The 16940-nt window shown below is 58.2% G+C and carries 12 protein-coding genes; 6 read left to right on the top strand and 6 right to left on the bottom strand.

Annotation, left to right across the window (positions count from 1 at the left end; translation table 11 throughout):
* Nucleotides 1–24: 24 nt before the first annotated feature.
* On the bottom strand, nucleotides 25–939 hold the full coding sequence (locus AC24GY_RS23210; RefSeq protein WP_487687742.1) for a leucine-rich repeat domain-containing protein: 915 nt from the start codon (nucleotides 937–939) through the stop codon (nucleotides 25–27).
* A gap of 83 nt (nucleotides 940–1022) precedes the next feature.
* On the opposite strand from AC24GY_RS23210, the gene AC24GY_RS23205 reads away from it, so the two are divergent.
* Genes AC24GY_RS23205 through AC24GY_RS23185 form a run of 5 tightly spaced genes read left to right on the top strand, consistent with a single transcriptional unit; the run spans nucleotide 1023 to nucleotide 7073 of the window.
* On the top strand, nucleotides 1023–2384 hold the full coding sequence (locus AC24GY_RS23205) for a sulfatase (protein ID WP_487687739.1): 1362 nt from the start codon (nucleotides 1023–1025) through the stop codon (nucleotides 2382–2384).
* Between the two features lie 37 nt (nucleotides 2385–2421).
* Nucleotides 2422–4668: an exo-beta-N-acetylmuramidase NamZ domain-containing protein gene (locus AC24GY_RS23200; protein ID WP_487687737.1), complete on the top strand. Its 2247-nt coding sequence runs from the start codon at nucleotides 2422–2424 to the stop codon at nucleotides 4666–4668.
* A gap of 30 nt (nucleotides 4669–4698) precedes the next feature.
* A complete protein-coding gene (locus tag AC24GY_RS23195; protein WP_487687734.1) occupies nucleotides 4699–5652 on the top strand; it encodes a substrate-binding domain-containing protein in 954 nt (317 codons plus the stop codon).
* A 16-nt stretch (nucleotides 5653–5668) separates the two neighbouring features.
* On the top strand, nucleotides 5669–6202 hold the full coding sequence (locus AC24GY_RS23190; RefSeq protein WP_487687732.1) for a hypothetical protein: 534 nt from the start codon (nucleotides 5669–5671) through the stop codon (nucleotides 6200–6202).
* A gap of 10 nt (nucleotides 6203–6212) precedes the next feature.
* Entirely contained in the window at nucleotides 6213–7073 is an 861-nt protein-coding gene (locus AC24GY_RS23185) for a hypothetical protein (RefSeq protein ID WP_487687730.1), read from the top strand.
* Nucleotides 7074–7474: 401 nt separating this feature from the next.
* Here AC24GY_RS23185 and AC24GY_RS23180 read toward each other — a convergent pair whose 3' ends face one another.
* Nucleotides 7475–8095 (bottom strand): prepilin-type N-terminal cleavage/methylation domain-containing protein, encoded by a 621-nt coding sequence (locus tag AC24GY_RS23180; protein WP_487687728.1) that lies wholly within the window; start codon nucleotides 8093–8095, stop codon nucleotides 7475–7477.
* 92 nt (nucleotides 8096–8187) lie between these two features.
* On the opposite strand from AC24GY_RS23180, the gene AC24GY_RS23175 reads away from it, so the two are divergent.
* On the top strand, nucleotides 8188–8658 hold the full coding sequence (locus tag AC24GY_RS23175) for a transcription elongation factor GreAB (protein ID WP_487687726.1): 471 nt from the start codon (nucleotides 8188–8190) through the stop codon (nucleotides 8656–8658).
* Between the two features lie 6 nt (nucleotides 8659–8664).
* Here AC24GY_RS23175 and AC24GY_RS23170 read toward each other — a convergent pair whose 3' ends face one another.
* The 4 genes from AC24GY_RS23170 to AC24GY_RS23155 all read right to left on the bottom strand — a co-directional run bounded on the left by AC24GY_RS23170 (nucleotide 8665) and on the right by AC24GY_RS23155 (nucleotide 16822).
* Complete coding sequence (locus AC24GY_RS23170; protein ID WP_487687723.1) at nucleotides 8665–9714, bottom strand: DUF5685 family protein; 1050 nt, start codon at nucleotides 9712–9714, stop codon at nucleotides 8665–8667.
* Nucleotides 9715–9758: 44 nt separating this feature from the next.
* Nucleotides 9759–10364 (bottom strand): fatty acid desaturase CarF family protein, encoded by a 606-nt coding sequence (locus AC24GY_RS23165; RefSeq protein WP_487687721.1) that lies wholly within the window; start codon nucleotides 10362–10364, stop codon nucleotides 9759–9761.
* Nucleotides 10365–10515: 151 nt separating this feature from the next.
* Nucleotides 10516–13272: an ATP-binding protein gene (locus AC24GY_RS23160; protein WP_487687719.1), complete on the bottom strand. Its 2757-nt coding sequence runs from the start codon at nucleotides 13270–13272 to the stop codon at nucleotides 10516–10518.
* A gap of 34 nt (nucleotides 13273–13306) precedes the next feature.
* Nucleotides 13307–16822, bottom strand: coding sequence for a pyruvate carboxylase (locus tag AC24GY_RS23155; protein ID WP_487687717.1), 3516 nt, complete (start codon nucleotides 16820–16822; stop codon nucleotides 13307–13309).
* Between the last annotated feature and the right edge of the window lie 118 nt (nucleotides 16823–16940).

Raw genomic sequence — 16940 nt, 5'->3', positions numbered from 1 at the left:
GCGGGGGGGAAAGATAAATTTTGGTCATTTTCCGCCACTCTTCACCGCCGCATCATACGCGGGCCAGAAACTGGCCGGCGGCATCAGGTCCTTCCCGCCGTCATCAAATCGCGTCCCGATCTCCTGCAACGGCAACGATTTCGCCACCTCAATACCCGCCGTGATGTTCGCCGGAGTAAAAACAAGACGCGTGAGCTTCATGCCCTTCAGCGGCGTCAAATCCGTCACCGGCGTCTCAGCAATGTGCAGCCTCTGCAAGCCCGTGCCGCTCAGCGGAGAGAGATCCTTCACCTTGGTGCGGTGCAGCGTCACGCTCACCAGCGGCACCGTTTTCAGCGCGCTGATGTCCGCCACCGGGCAGTCCGTCAGCCACAGCATCTGGATAGGACATTTGTCTATGCCCGAGATGTCACCAATCGGGCAGCCCACTGCATTCAGCTCCACCAGCGGCATGTTTTCCAGCGCCGCCAGATTTTCCACCGGCGTGCGGCTCAGATAGAGTTTTTCCAGCGGCATGCCACGGATCGGCGAGAGGTCCCGCACCTTCGTGTCTTCAAGATAAAGCTCCACCAGCTTCTTGCCCTGCATCGGCCTCAAATCGGTGATCGGCGTCTCGCTCAGGTCCAGCGCCAGCGGTTCGATGTGTTCGAGAAACTTCACGTTCTCAATCTTCGCCCCCCGCAGGCTCAGCGCCACCACGTTCCCGCCTTCGATGTTAAACTGCCCGTTCCCCGCATACCCCGGATTGTGAAACTTGATCTCCGTGTGCATCATCTCCTGCGTCCAATACACCTTCTTCGGCGCATCCTTGGCCGGAGCCGGGGCAGCAGGAGCTGCCGCAGGCTTTTCCGCCACGGGCTTCGCCGCAGACGCAGGTTTCTTGGGCTCATCACCACACTGGGTCAAAAGGAGAGGAAGGAGGAGCAGGCTGGGCTTCATGCCATGGGCATGCCGGATTTCCTGGTGCGATGCAAGCCGGAAGTGAAACAAGGACCGCAAACCCTCGTTTACCGCGCCTCACTATGCGACCGCTCCTTGTCCTCGCCTCCATGCTGCTCACCGCATCCGCCTTCGCCGCCAAACCGAACGTGCTCCTCATCGTCGCAGACGATCTTGGCTACAATGACGTCGGCTTCCAAGGCTCCAAGGAGATCCCCACCCCAAACCTCGACAAGCTGGCCGCACAAAGTCTCGTCTGCACCAACGGCTACGTGTCGCATCCGTTTTGCAGTCCCACCCGGGCGGGCATCATGACGGGCCGCTACCAGCAGCGCTTCGGGCATGAAAACAATCCCGCCTGGCTGCCGCAGGACACCGTGGCGGGCCTGCCGCTGACAGAAACAACCTATCCGCAGCTCATGCAAAAAGCAGGCTACACCACAGGTGCCGTAGGCAAATGGCATCTCGGCGCGCATCCGCAGTTTCACCCCAACAAGCGCGGCTTTGACGAATACTTCGGCGCTCTCGGCGGCGGGCACATGTACTTCCCGGGCACCGGCGGCGGCGCGGAATACAACATCCCGCTGAACCGCAACGGCAAGGATGAAGCCCAGACCAAGTACCTCACCGAGCAATTCGGCGATGAAGCCGCATCATTTGTCGAACGTCACGCCGCTGAAGCCAAACCATGGATGCTCTACCTGGCTTTCAACGCCCCCCACACACCACTCCAGGCTCCGCAGAAGTGGCTGGACAAGTTTTCCCAGATCACAGACAAAAGCCGCCAGACCTACGCCGCCATGGTGTGTGCCATGGACGAAGCCGTGGGCAGCGTGTTGGACAAGCTTGACGCCACCAAGCAGCGCGAGAACACACTGATCTACTTCGTCAGCGACAACGGCGGCCCCAATCTGCAGGCAAAGAGCGGCAGCAACTTCACCAATAACTCCCCGCTGCGCGGCGCAAAGGGCATGGTCTACGAAGGCGGCATGCGCGTCCCCTTCCTCGTGAGCTGGCCCGCCAAAATCAAGCCGGGCAAATACGACCAGCCCGTCATCTCCCTCGATTTCCTGCCCACCTCACTCGCCGCCGCAGACTCGGCTGAGTTGACCCCGAAGGATCTGGATGGCGTCAATCTGCTGCCCTTCCTCAGCGGTGAAAAAACCAGCGCCCCACATGACACCCTCTTCTGGCGCACCGGCGGTCCCGGCGGCAACAACGCCATACGTCGCGGCAGTATGAAACTCGTGCGCCTCGGCAAAGCAGAGCCCGAACTCTACGATCTCGCCACCGACATCAGCGAATCCAAAAATCTCGCCGCTGAAAAGCCCGAGGTGGTGAAAGAGCTCGTCTCCGCCATCGCCGAATGGGAGAAAGGCACCATCGCCCCCATCTTCGAAAGCCCGAAGGCAGGCAAACCTGCGGTGAAGAAGAAAAAGAAATAGGCAGCCCCGTGGCGTTTCTGGCAGGATGAATTTCTTCATGCTGCGCTCGCTCACTTTTCTTCTTCTCTGCTCCTTCGCGCACGCGGATGAGTTCGACTCACTGCGTGCCGTGGTCAGCAAAGCCGTGGCCAAAGGCAATCCGCCAGGGGCCGTTCTCTGGTTCGAGAGCGGAGACAAAAAGATGACAAGGGTCGAAGGCCAGCGCGCGCTTGTCCCCGCGAAGGAGCCCATGACCGAGGACACCGTCTTTGACGCCGCATCCCTGACCAAGGTGGTGGCCACGCTGCCCAGCGTGCTGATCCTCATCGAGCAGGGAAAGATCGATCTGGAGGCCGAGGCGCGGCGCTACCTCCCAGAATTTCGCAGCGGCATCACCGTGCGCCATCTTCTCACCCACACCTCCGGCTTGAAGGCCGGCCTTCCCAAGGAGCCCGAATGGACGGGTTATACGACCGGCATCACACTTGCCATCGCATCAGAGCTTGAAGGCCCGCCCGATCGCTTCTTCCGCTACTCCGACATCAATTTTATCCTGCTCGGCGAGATCGTTCGGCGCGTCAGCGGCATGGGCTTGAATGAGTTCGCCGCAAAGCACGTGTTCGCGCCTTTGCACATGGACTCCACGCGCTTCCTGCCGCCGGAAGATTGGCGGCCACGCATCGCACCCACCGAGAAAGATGAAACCGGCGTCATGCTTCGCGGCGTGGTGCATGACCCCACTTCGCGCAAGATGGGCGGCGTCACCGGCCATGCAGGCCTCTTCACCACCGCCGGCGATTTGGCAAAGTATGCGCGCATGATTCTCGCGGGCGGCGCCGGCATACTGAAACCGGAGACCGTCAAACTCATGACGGCACCGCAGACCATCGCCACAGTCTTCGAACGCCGCGGCCTCGGCTGGGACATCGATTCCACCTTCAGCAGGCCCCGTGGCAAAGTGTTTCCCATCGGTTCCTTTGGCCACACCGGATTCACCGGCACCAGCCTGTGGATCGAGCCCGCATCAAAGACCTTCGTCATCTTCATGAGCTCACGCCTCCACTCCAATGGCAAAGGCAGCGTGCGTGATTTGTACGAAGAGATCGGCACCGCAGCAGCAAGCTACGTTAAACTCATACCCACCAGCGCCCCCCCATGGCCACGCGCCGAAACCGAAGTACCCACCGTGTTGAACGGCATCGACGTACTCGCCCGGCGCAAGTTCGCCGACTTGCACGGCCTCCGCATCGGCCTCATCACCAATCAAACCGGCATCGATTCCCAGCGCCACAGCACCATCGATCTTCTGGCCCATGCCCCCGGCGTGAAGCTGAAAAAACTCTTCAGCCCCGAACACGGCATTCGCGGTGAACTCGATCAGGAAAAAATCAGCAACTCCACCGACAAGAAATCCGGCCTCCCAGTGCTCAGCTTGTTCGGCGAGCAGCGCGCCCCCACGCAGGAACAACTCGCAGACCTGGACGCCCTGGTCTTCGACATCCAGGACATCGGCTGCCGCTTCTACACCTACATCGGCACCATGCGTCTGTGCATGGAAGCTGCTGCCAAGGCAAAGAAGACTTTCTACGTGCTCGATCGCGTCAATCCCATCGGCGGCCTCCAGGTCGAAGGCCCCGCCGTCATTGATGCCGAAAAACCCACCGCCACGCATGCCATCCCGCTCCGCCACGGCATGACCGCCGGCGAACTCGCGGCCATGATGAACGCCGAGCGCAGCATCGGCTGTGATTTAAAAGTGATCCCAGTCGAAGGCTGGCAGCGCCACATGCGCTTCGATCACACCGGCCTCCCCTGGATCAATCCCTCACCCAACATGCGCTCATTGAATGCCGCCTTGCTCTATCCAGGCATCGGCCTCCTCGAGTTCAGCATCACTGTCGGGCGCGGCACCGACACCCCCTTCGAAGTCCTCGGCGCACCCTATGTGGATGACCTGCGGCTGTCCTATGAGCTGAACAAGCTCGGCCTGGCAGGCGTGCAGTTCACCCCCATTCGCTTCACGCCCACAGCCAGCATCTTCAAAGGCGAAGCCTGTGGCGGCGTGCGCGTATCGATCACAGATCGCTCCGCCTTGAATTCAGTCGATGTAGGCATCGCCATCGCCAGCACCTTGCAACGGCTGTATCCAAAAGAGTTCAAGCTCGCACTGGTGGACACCCTCCTCAATCGTGCCGCCAGCGTGAAGGCCCTGCGTGGTGGCGATGCATGGAAGAAGGTCGTGGCAGACTGGTCCGCGGAGACACAGGCATTTGAAGCAAGGCGGCGGGCCTTTCTCCGCTATTGATGGAGAAGACGAGCTCGTGTTAGCATGCTCATGATGAAACTCCGCCAAATCCTTCTGGCCTCCACCCTCCTGCTTGCCGCCTGCGGCAAGACTTCGGATCAACATGCGGAATCCAAAGGCACCATCGCGGTGTCCCTGCTCTCCTTGCAAAATCCTTTCTTCAAAGTGATCGGCGACAGCATCATCGCCGATGCCAGGAAGAACGGCTACGACACGCTCGTGGTCAGCGCAGATGGCGACGTGGCGCGCCAGAGCAACCAGATCAAAGACTTCATCGTGAAAGATGTCGCCGCCATCGTGCTGAGCCCCACGGACTCCAAGGCGATTGTAACCGTGATCCAGGAAGCCAACGCCGCCGCCATTCCCGTCTTCACCGTGGATGTGCCCTGCAACGAGCCCGGCGTGAAGATCGCCACCCAGGTGGCCACCGACAACTTCGGCGGCGGCAAAATGGCGGCAGAGGCCATGATCGAGGCGCTGCAAGGGCAGGGGGGAAAGATCGGCGTGCTCGACATGAAGCAGGTCGAGTCCTGCATCCTGCGCGTCAAAGGCTTCAAGGAAGTGCTGGCCGCTCACAACGCCACGGCGGCGAGAAAAATCGAGATCGTGAGCGAGCTCGACTGCCACGGCGCCAATGACAAAGGTTACAAAGCCACCGAAGACATGCTGCAGGCGCAGCCAGACCTCGTCGGCATCTTTGCCATCAACGACCCCGGCGCACTCGGCGCACGCGGAGCCATTGAGAAGGCGGGCCGCACCGACAAAGTCGTCATCATCGGCTTTGATGGCCAGCCCGAAGGCAAGCAGGCAATCAAAGAAGGCAAGATCTACGCCGACCCCATTCAGTTCCCGGACAAGATGGGCGCCGAAGTCGTGCGCGCCTTCATGCGCTACTCCAAAGGCGAAGAACTTCCTCCTCAGATGCTGATTCCGACAAGTCTTTATCGCAAAGCCGATGGCGTGGCAGATGCTTCGCTGAAATAGTCCCATGCTCAATCTCATGAACCCGCTCACCGCCCTCGCCCTGCTGGCGCTTGCCACCTCCATCGTCTCTGCCGCGGATCCAAAACCCGAGTCTGAATTCACCACCACCGATCCCAAGAAGGTCAAAATCCTCGAAGACTCGTCGCGCGAAAAAGATCCCGAGATCGATCACTTTAGGCATCTCTGCCCCGGTCTTGGCGGCTATCAGGTCATCCATGAAGGCGGCGATCTGCGCAGCTGGATCAATCTGATCTACGACGGCAGCAAGACCGACCTCATGAACGATACCCTCACCGCCTGCCCCGGCCAGTTCCCGGCCAAGGCGAACAACGTCGTGCAGTGGCGCGGCTTCCGCAAAGGCGGCTCCTTTGTCCCTTACGCCATCATCTATCGCATGATGTCCAGCGCCGATGACGAAAAGCAGACACGCCTGGAAACGCTCGTCATCATCAAGCTCGACAAGGACAAATCAACCGTCGTCGGCCATGTGCCCGCGAAGGAAGGAAACGAAAAAGCCGAGCTGCTCGCGGACAAGCTCTGCAAGCCATGAGCAAACACCCATGAAGGCAGGCTCATCCATTCCTTGGTCCCGACGCGCACTGCTGCTGGCAGCTCTCGCCGCTTGCTGCTGCTGGCCGGCGAAAGCTGCCGACGAGCTGCCGCACGTTCGCATCCTCTTTCTCGGCAACAGTTACACCGCGTTCAATCTCCTGCCCGGCATGGTGGGCGAGCTGATGCTCTCCTCCCAGATGCTGGCGCCGCACATCGGCAGCAATCTGCAGGGCAACTACACCCTTGAGCGCCACACCACCAATGCGGAGGGCATGGAATTGCTGAAAAAAGGCGCTGACGATGGCAAGCCCTGGGATGTCGTCGTCGTGCAGGAGCACAGCGTCGTCTCCGCCGCAGCAGCCGTGGATGCAGATGCCAAAATGCTCATGGAAAACGGCCTCGCCAAGCTCGTCAAATCCGCCCACGAATTGAACCCCAAAGTGCTGGTCGTCGTCTTTCAGGTGTGGGCCCGGCACGAAAAGCTCTGGAAGGAAAAATCCGCCGATGCACTTGCCACCGGCAAAGATCCTGAGCAGGCCCTGGCCCGCATCCACGTCGCCAATGCGAACGCCGTGAAGGCGGCCCAGGAAAAAATTCCGGGTGCACAGATCATCGTCAGCCCGGTGGGAGATTTCTGGTGGCGCGTGCATGATCTCTATCCCGCCCTCTCGCTCTATGCCGAGGACGGCACGCATCCCGACCTGCTCGGCACCCTGCTCAGCGCCTACGTCATTCTCGGCAGCATCGGCGGGCGCGAGGTTCTCGAACAATCCTCATGGCTGCCGCCAGACTGCCCCGCAGTTCAGGCAGCACGCGTGAAAAAGATGGTTCTGGATCACCCCGAAGTCTTCAAGGCGGCAGGGAAGTAGCGCACGCGCAGCTTAGAGCATTTTAATAATTTAGTGTCCGATAAACCCAGGGCAGCCAAAGCAATCTCCCTCTCCCCGCCCCTGGCACACGACGACATCAAATCCTTTTCTTCGGGGGAGAGGGCTGGGGTGAGGGGACTCCCTTTGTGCCCCACGATGGCATGAGTTAAGAGGGCTATAAAAGTGATTAAAACGCTATAGCATAAACGTCACGCCCCGGGCTCCACACTCCGAAAGCCCGGAGGGCTGGCACAACAGTAGCCGTGGGTGCCAACCCACGGAAACGCATCACCCACCCCTCCAAATCTCGTGGAACCGCGTAGCGGTGACACAAAACGCCAAGACGCCCAAACGTGACAACGGCACGTCAAAGCAGGTATTCAAACACCCTCTTGGCCGTCTCATTTGGGCCGCCAGGACGTGACGTCATCACTCGTGCGTGGGACCTGATCCTTGCCGCTGCTATAAACAGCCACCTTGGTGACCAGATGCGCCGCCTGACCCGTCGAAATCTTGGGGTCGGTATTGGTGACATCGGGATTCTTCACCTGATTGTCACCGTTCGTATCCAGCAGGATATGATAAGGCTGGCCATACATGTCAGCGAGCTTGAAGGGCCGTGCGGCTCCTACCAGACCGTGGCGGCCATTGTTCGCAGGGGGAAATGACGCAAACGGCGTGCGCTTCGGATTCAGATCCACCGCGCCGCCCGATGCAGGAGGGATGCCCATGAGAGTATCCACCAGCGAATTAGTGCCATCGGTCAGCAGTTCGGGTGCGTCCTCACCATTCGCTCCGGTGACACTGGAGTCGATGGGCCAGCGGTTGTAGTCGGTCTGGTAGTTGTAGATGCCATTCTTGAGATCCATCAGCACCGTTCGAACTTTCAGGCGATTGCCTTGGTCGATGGCATGGCTGATTCCCGCAGCTGTCATGCTCGCGAGGATCGCGATGATGGTGATCGTAATGAGCAGTTCGATCAGGGTGAACGCTCTCGTAGCAAATTGCCGGTGCGTTTTCATATTCAGATTTTACCTGAAATGCCAGTGGCAGGTCAATCCTGCTTTTTTCACCCTTGATCCCCCTCTGGAAACAGCGCACGGCTTGCCTCCCCGTGAACAAACCAGCCGTCCTCGATCAAATCCTCTCCGTGCTCAATGCCGAACTCGCCGCCCTCACCCGCGCCGCGCAGGGAGCCTTTGCCGCCGCCACGGACCCGGACAGCAAGGCAGAAAACAAGTACGACACCCGCACCCTGGAAGCCTCCTACGTCGCCCGTGGTCAGGCCCAGCGCGTGGCAGAGTTGCAGGAGGCCGTGAGGGCCTTTGGCGCCTTGTCTGGAAACACCTTGGAGGCAGGTGCCGCCGTCACCCTCGGAGCCCTCGTGACCTTGGAGACCCCCGGCGAAAAAACACACTACTTCCTCGGCCCCTTCGCAGGCGGGACGGAGATTGTGCATGCAGGCCAGGAAGTCGTCGTCATCACCCCCGCATCCGCCTTGGGTCAAAAACTCATCGCCAAGCGGGCAGGGGACACCATCGCACTGCGCCCCGGTCTTTCCGCCAAGGTGATCGCAGTGGCCTGATCACGTCTAGCAGTCACAGCCGCAGCATCCACATCCGTCGCCGTCGCAGGGATTGCAGTCGACCATGGAACTCCCGCCTCTGGTCCATCCAGGGCGGCAGCAGCGCACCACGTCACAGCATTCGCAATTGCACCCATCGTATTTGTCCCAGCAGGACCGTTTGCGCTCGGTGCCTTCAATGGGTGACTGCACATGCTTCGTGCCTTTCTCTTTTCCTCCCGCCACCTGCGCCACTCGCGCTTCCGCACCTGCGATCAGCACCGACCGCAGCAGATCGCGATGTCGCCGCAGCGGCAGGGCATCAAACGCACGCCGCAGGCTGGCCAGTGCTTGCTCAAGCGCAGGCAGCAACGCGGCACGCCGCCCCGCGAGATCAGGAAACGCATGCAGCGGGTTGAACTGGCCACGCTTCTTGTCACGCGCCCAATCCTCCCACGCATCCTGCGCGTAGATGAGAAAGCCCAGACTCTCACCGAGTTGATGCAGCAGCGGTTTGGCACCCGGTGCACCAGACACCTGCGCCAGGTGCCCCACGATCTCACCATACGCCGAACACGTCGGCCCGGCGCATGCCTCGAGGCTCGCTGAGGGATGCTCGATGTCTCTTTGTCCGGCCATCCAGCCGCGAACATCTTGCACCGGAAAGCGCATCGCATGCAGCAGGCCCAGCGCATCGCCGATGGGCCTGTCGAGCGCACTCGATCCCGCACGCGCCGCATGGCGTCGCCACCCCCGCTCATCCTGCGCTTCGTCGTCCAGCTTCGCGCTCAGGCCGCAAATCGTCACAGCGGCGGCATATTGCAGCACCGGGCTGTCCGCCACCAGATCACGCGGCGTTGCGAATGCATTGCAGCAGGTAGTCTTGCACAGCTCCGGCGGCGCTTCCGCCAGGGCGGAGCCCAGCAGCGTCAGAAAAGCGCTGTCCCTGTTCACCAGCCAGCGCGCCCACGCGCCATAGTGTCGGTGCAAACTCGTGCCGAGACCGCAGAAGTGCGCTCGATACAAAGACGCCGCCTTCTGGCAGCACATCGTGGGACCCGGGAGATGGCCGAACATCGCCGAAGATGGCGCAAACACCCCCGGCGACGAGTGATTTTCTCTTACCCCGCACGCCGCATCTCCGCGATCCACTCCGGCGGAATGCCCTGCCCGGGCACCGAGCTGTCCGGCTGCCGCTTCAGCCCCACCGTGTGCTCCAGCAGCCACTCCAGCCCCACCCAGAAATGCAGCGCATCCAGCACCGGGTTCAGCGCATTCGTCACCGGGCAGTAATGCACCTCCTTCGGATTCGTGTGGTGCGCTGTATGGTGCTGCGGCGTCTGCAAAATTCGGAGATCCTGCAGCCGCGAGATGAAGCGCCCGTTTTCCTTCCGGGTCCGATGCGACCACTTGTGCACCTCGTTCGCATTCCCACCCACCACAGCAAAGAGCCACACATGCCATGTCAGGCAGCCCAGCCATGCCGCCGCGATGATCAGCACCCCCATCGCCACCACCAGCTCCTTGTTGCTCTCCCACCACGTGTTCCGCGTCATCCGTCTCGGCAGATGATGATGCACAATGTTAGGCCGCCCGATCCACTGGCCCAGCCACGGCGTATCTTCGCGGATGTAAGCATCCTCCATCCAATGGACAAAACCGGCGGCAAAATCCGCAGCAAGCACCACGCCTGCCGCCTGAAGAGTGAGTGAGATAAGGTCATTCATGACCCCTCATCACTTGCCCACAAAAGCACACCTCAGGACATTGATACTCTTGAAGCTTCGATTGAGGAGATCAATGGCTCCGACTACTGCAATGACTCGGAACGCATGCAAATAAACTTGCACGCGTGGTTATAATTTATTCACCGCAAGCTTAGAGCAGAATTATGCGTTGAGGTGCCGGGGCTTTGCCTCGGCCAGTCTGTGGCAAAGCATCTGCGAGCGCCACCGGTTTACCAATGCGAAGTTTTGACCATCCAATGAGGTCGTTATGTTCAAGGTTATCGCGGTGGAGGAAATAGCTGTTGCGATGGCTATCTTCTGCGAAGCAGTAAGCGGCGATTCCGTCGAATCCCGCATTTGGGATATAGCTAATATTGGCAAGAAGGTACCCCTTCGATTCCAAGGCTTTTGAGAAAGCTGGGTCAAAGCCAGAAAGACCAAGCCATTTCAGCCAGAACGCATCTCTAAATAAACTATTAACATTTCCCTTACCCGGCGGGGAGACGGCTGTAGCTAATGAGTTAATATTATCATAACACTCTTCATCCAAACTATCATCGTCGATCATTGCATGCAGCCCCGTTTCTGCTTTTTTAAGAGCAGCTTCTGAACCGCTAATGCCTACAATGCTGTGAAAATGCTTCAACTCACGGCAAAGCAAGCTGACTGTTTTCGATAAAGCTCTCTTATAATGACCCGCTGACGAGACTAAAGTTAGCTTCTGTGTGCTATCAGAAAGGCCAGCGGTCACTTTCATAGGGTCCGAACTATGCAATCCAGAAACTTGACGTATCACGGCTTCGGCTTTGCAAAGGCGATAGCAACACATCAAGCGTTCATTAGACAACTTCGAGACTTCCTCACCGTTAACTAATTCATATTTGGAATCGTCAAGCGCAGCTCGGAAATGAATTTGCCAAGTTCTGGAGGCCATGACCTCATCGGTCCTTTTTGGATTACCCCATCCATCTTTGATAAGCTGAGTGGTCAGTGCCAATGCTTCGCCTGCTTTATGAGACTGAACGTAAAATTCTGCGAGATATAAACGAGGGGGCAATGCGTTCGCATCACTAGAACAAGCCTTCTTGAGATAATCTTCTGTAGAAAAATCATCTTGAATCTTCGAACTTAAACGTCCCAAAAGCGTGAAAAGACGCCAATTTGAAGCATTGCCATACAAAAACTGCATCAATTCTTTAATCAATGCATTCGCTTGTTGGTAACTCGTTTCGCGTGATCGAAGAAATCTAATTGCTTTTGTCAAGGCAGACCCCAACGCTGTTGGCATGTCAGCAGGCAAATAAGCTTCGGAGTATTCGCCAACCCCTTGGCCCTGTAGAATCGCTCGATGTTGCTGGAGCGTTTTACGTTGTTCCTCGAGTTTGCGAGATATTCTACGTCGTGCAGATAAATCGAGCGGCACATCTCGAAGCAAATCTCTGATTGATGGGCTAAGCTCGAATAATTCGTCATCGTGCTTGACGACACGGGTGACAAGGCTGGTGCGGGCCAGCCTTCTAGCGGATTCCACCGCTTCTTCAGGCGATAGGCCTAGAGTGGTCACAATTTCTCCACGAGTAAGAGGGCTTTTCACAAACAAGCATTCTAAAACTTCCCGTGAATGCGAAGGAAGTGTTTCGATGAGGTTTTGAAATGAAAACTGCACCACGTCTTTCTGGGCTTGCCGCGTTGCAGTCGCGACACTAGAACCATTCGAAATTTGATCAATCGCAAGGCGAAGTGCTAACGGGTTACATTGGCTCGCATTAGCAATCGCTTCGGCCCCTGAAGAATCAAGATCGACTGCTTTTGAGTCCGCATAACGAAACGCAAGTCCTGTTGCGTCTCCCTTGGACAAGGTTGGTAGCGGAATTGCTTTTGATGCATCAACGGTCACTCGCGAAGTGGCCAATAGTGTCCAGTCACGCGGCAAATCGTCTGCAAATGATAAGAATGCATCAGGAGAATCACGGAGGAGAGTTTCCAAATTATCTATGAAAAGCAGAATAGACTTATCTCCCAATGCTCCACAAATTTCTTCAAAATTGTTTGCCGTAACTTCAGGGAAAAGATCGATCATTTCCTCAAAAAGCTCGTCCAGTAGTTCGGCAATGGATTGAGAGGCGGTCAACAATTCGATGCCGCCAGCGGTAAGTTTCTCCTGCTTCAGAGAACAAAACACCACAGCTTCATGAACTGGCTCTACAGAATAGTCGTGAACATATTCACGCAGCGATTGAACGGCTAGCGCGGTTTTACCTAAACCACCCGGGCCTGTGAGAATAACAAAAGGGAATCTGCGATTCCGTATGATCTTTAGGAGGTCGCTCTTCTCTTTATTGCGTCCGATAAGGCCTGTAATATCATGGTCGGATTGGCTTGGAAGATTCGTTGGAATAATAGTGGAATCCACCTCAAACCATTCATCAGGAGGCAATGCAATCTTGTCGGCTAAAGCGGCTTGGAAAGCCTGAGTGACATCGACCAAGCCTAGCTGAGCAACAGGAGCAGAAGTCGCGATAACAGCACATCTATACCAAAAGTTTTCAACAAATTCTCGATTCGGATGAGCCACTGCGTTACGAACTTCCAAAAGGCTTAATGAATGAATCAAGTCTCTCAGTTTAATTAAAGGGGCTTCAGCATCTGTCCCAGTTGCCAAACCAACTGCTATTCTCAATAGCTCATCCAAGTAACTATCCGCAACTGCCTTCGATACTCTTTGTTTACGGCTTATAGGTGCGGGAGAACTGCCCCGAGACAAGATCTCAGAGATAGTCGGATTAGTGTCAGCATCAGGGGCGGCTGCATGCTTGGTTTTGATGAGTGTGCCTAGGCCTTGTTCAATGGCAAATATAACCATCGTCGCCCGTTGCCTCAAAAGATGGTTTGATTCAGGTTCTCCCATAGGTCTGAGTACTTTTCTTGAGGTTTATTAAACGTTACTTCACCAGCCTCACCATCAAATCCTTGCTCTCCACACTCTCACTGATCTTCACGCAGATCTCCTTCACCGTCCCCGCAATCGGTGACGAAACCGCCGCAAACATCTTCATCGCCTCCAGCGTCAGAAGGGTCTCCCCTTCCTTCACCTTCTGCCCCACGCTCACCGCAATGCTCGCCACCATCCCCGGCATCGGCGCACCCACCTGAGTCGGGTCCGCAGGATCCGCCTTGGTCTTGGTCACAGCATTCTTCGCCAGGGACTTGTTGGTCACCGTCGTATGGCGCGGGTAGCCGTTCAGCTCAAAGATCGCCGTCTGCTGACCAGCAGCATCCGCCTCGGTCATGTTGAGCAGGCGCACGAAGAGCGTCTTGCCTGCTTCCAGGCTGATGTGGATCTCTTCCTTGTCCTGCAGGCCGTAGTAATACGCCGGCGTTGGCAGGGCGGACACGTCACCGTAGGTCTTGCGGAATTCAGCAAACTTCAGGAACACATCCGGATACATGAGGTAGCTCCACACATCGTCTTCGGTAGGCTCCTTCTTGAGCTTGCCCTTCAGCTCGGCGCGCACGTCCTCCAGCTTGATCTTCGCAGCATGCGTGCCGGGGCGGCCTTTGATCCGCTTGCCGCCTTTGCCCACGATGGCATCAGCCAGCGCATTCCACTTCTTGCGTGAATCCGCCGCCTTGGCCGTCTCCATGCCGTAGAACGGTTCGCCCAGCCAGCCTTCAAACATGCTGGTCACGTCTTTGCTCCACTTGGTGCCTTGCAGGTTGATGATGTCCGTGGGCTTCACGCCACGCGCCACGCACTCGATGGCCAGATCGCCGACGACCTTGCTCGATGGCGTCACTTTGACGATGTCACCGCAGAGCTGGTTCACCTCCGCATACGCATGCGCGATCTCCGGCCAGCGTGGTCCGAGGCCCATGCCGATGGCCTGCTCCTTGAGATTCGTGTACTGCCCGCCGGGCATCTCGTGCAGATAGACTTCCGCCGTGCCGTAAGGCTCGGAGGTGTCGAAAGGCTTGTAGAAGCTGCGCACCGCAGCCCAGTAGTCGCTGAATTCCTGCAGCGCCTCGACATCCAGTCCGGTGTCACGCGGCGTGTTCTGCATGGCAGCCACGATGGAGTTCAGGTTCGGCTGCGAAGTGCCGCCAGACATGGATGCAATGGCCGCATCCACCACATCGACACCCGCCGTGGCGGCTTCGATGATGCTCGCGGCGTTCAGCCCGCTGGTGTCATGCGTGTGGAAGTGAATCGGGATGCCCACTTCATCCTTCAGCGCCTTCACCAGCTTCTTCGCGGCAAACGGGCGGACGAGTCCGGCCATGTCCTTGATGCACAGCATGTGCGCGCCCATCTTTTCCAGCTCCTTCGCCAGGCGGACGTAGTACTTCAGGTCATACTTGTCGCGCTTCGGATCCAGGATGTCGCCCGTGTAGCACAGCGTGCCTTCACAGATGGAGTTCGTGTCCTCGCGCACCGCATCCATCGCCGCCTTCAGGTTCGGCAGGTAGTTCAGCGAATCAAAGATGCGGAAGATGTCCATGCCGTTCTCGGCGGCATGTTTGATGAAGCCCTTCACCACGTTGTCCGGGTAGTTCGTGTACCCCACGGCATTCGAGCCGCGGAAGAGCATCTGCAAAAGGATGTTCGGCACCTTCGCGCGGATGTCGCGCAGGCGCTCCCACGGATCTTCGCGCAGGAAGCGCATCGTCACGTCAAAGGTCGCGCCACCCCACATTTCGAGCGAGAACAGGTTCGGCGTGCGCCGTGCCACGCTGTCCGCCACGGCCAGCATGTCAAAGGTGCGCATGCGCGTGGCCAGCAGCGACTGGTGCGCGTCACGCATCGTCGTGTCGGTGATCAGCAGCTTCTTCTGCTTCGCAATCCAGTCGTTGCAGAACTTCTCCGGCCCCATCTCCGTGAGCAGCTGCTTCGTGCCCTTAGCAGGCGCGATGCGGTGGTCAAACTTCGGCGTTGGCGGTGCGGTGAAGGCCTTGTTGACCTTGTGCCCTTTCGCGAACGGATTGCCGTTCACAATCGTGTCAGCCAGGTAGTTGAGCAGCTTCGAGGCGCGGTCCTTGCGCGCCACAAACTTGAGCAGGTCAGGATTGTTGTCGATGAAGCGCGTCGTGGCCTGCCCCGCCATGAATTCGGGGTGATGCACCACATTCATGAGGAACGGGATGTTCGTCTTCACGCCACGGATGCGGAACTCGCGCAGACCGCGGTCCATGCGGTCCAGCGACTGCTGGTAGGTGCGGGCATACACCGTCATCTTCACCAGCATCGAGTCATAATACGGCGTGATGACCGCGTTCGTCGCGCCCAGCGCACCATCCAGACGAATGCCAAAGCCACCCGCGCTGCGGTAGGTCAAAATCTTGCCAAAGTCCGGCGTGAAGCCGTTTTCAGGATCTTCCGTTGTGATGCGGCACTGGATCGCAAAGCCGCTCTTCTCGATCTTGTCCTGCGGCGGCAATGCCAGCGGCTCCTGATGCACCTGATAGCCCTGCGCGATCAGGATCTGGCTGCGCACGATGTCGATGCCCGTGATCTCCTCCGTCACCGTGTGCTCCACCTGGATGCGCGGATTCATCTCAATGAAGAACCATTCGCCCGTTTCATGATCCACCAGGAATTCCACCGTTCCCGCGTGCGTGTAGTTCACCGCATGCGCCAGCTTCACGGCAGCATCGCACAAGCCATCAATGATCTCCTGCTTGATGCCGTAGCTCGGCGCCTGCTCGATCACCTTCTGATGCCGGCGCTGCACGGAGCAGTCGCGTTCATGCAGGTGCAGCACGTTGCCATGCTTGTCGGCCAGGATCTGCACTTCGATGTGCTTCGCCTTGCCCACAAATCTTTCGAGGAACACCGCCCCGTTGCCAAAGGCGCGCTCCGCTTCGGTCTGCGCCTCATCCAGCAGCTTTTCCAGGTCCTTGGACTCGCGCACGATGCGCATGCCGCGCCCGCCACCGCCAAAGGCCGCCTTGATGATCAGCGGAAAGCCGATTTTCTTCGCCGCCGCCAGCGCTTCCTTGCGGTCGCTCACCGGCTCGTCAGTCCCTTCGAGAATCGGCACCCTCAGCTTGCGGGCCACATTGCGGGCCGCCGTCTTGTCGCCCATCATGTCGAGAATCTTCGCCTCAGGCCCGATGAAGATGATCCCGGCGTCTTCGCACGCCTGGGAGAACTTCGGGTTCTCAGACAGGAAGCCATAGCCGGGATGGATCGCGTCCACGCCCTTCTCCTTCGCCAGAGTCACGATGCCTTCGATATCCAGGTACGCTCCCAGCGGCCCCTTGTCCTTGTTCAGCTCATAGGCCTCGTCCGCCTTGAAGCGATGCGGGCAGAAGCGGTCTTCCTGCGCATAAATCCCCACCGTTTTCAGCCCCAGTTCAGTGGCCGCACGCATGACGCGGATGGCGATTTCAGAGCGGTTCGCGACCATCAGCTTCTTGATAGGGCGGATCGTGGTGGGGGCAGGGGTCTTCTTGGACATGGGGTGGGTTGGGAAATGCGGGCGCATAGTCTCGCGAAATCGTGGGGAGGCAAGGTGCGAGCGCAGTTTTCCGACGCCGGAATCCAAGATTGGCCGTTAACTTGCTAATAATGACGTA

Source organism: Prosthecobacter sp. Pr1, from assembly GCF_057652315.1.
The sequence above is the reverse complement of the archived record's forward strand: the minus strand, read 5'-3'. Positions and strand labels throughout refer to the sequence as shown.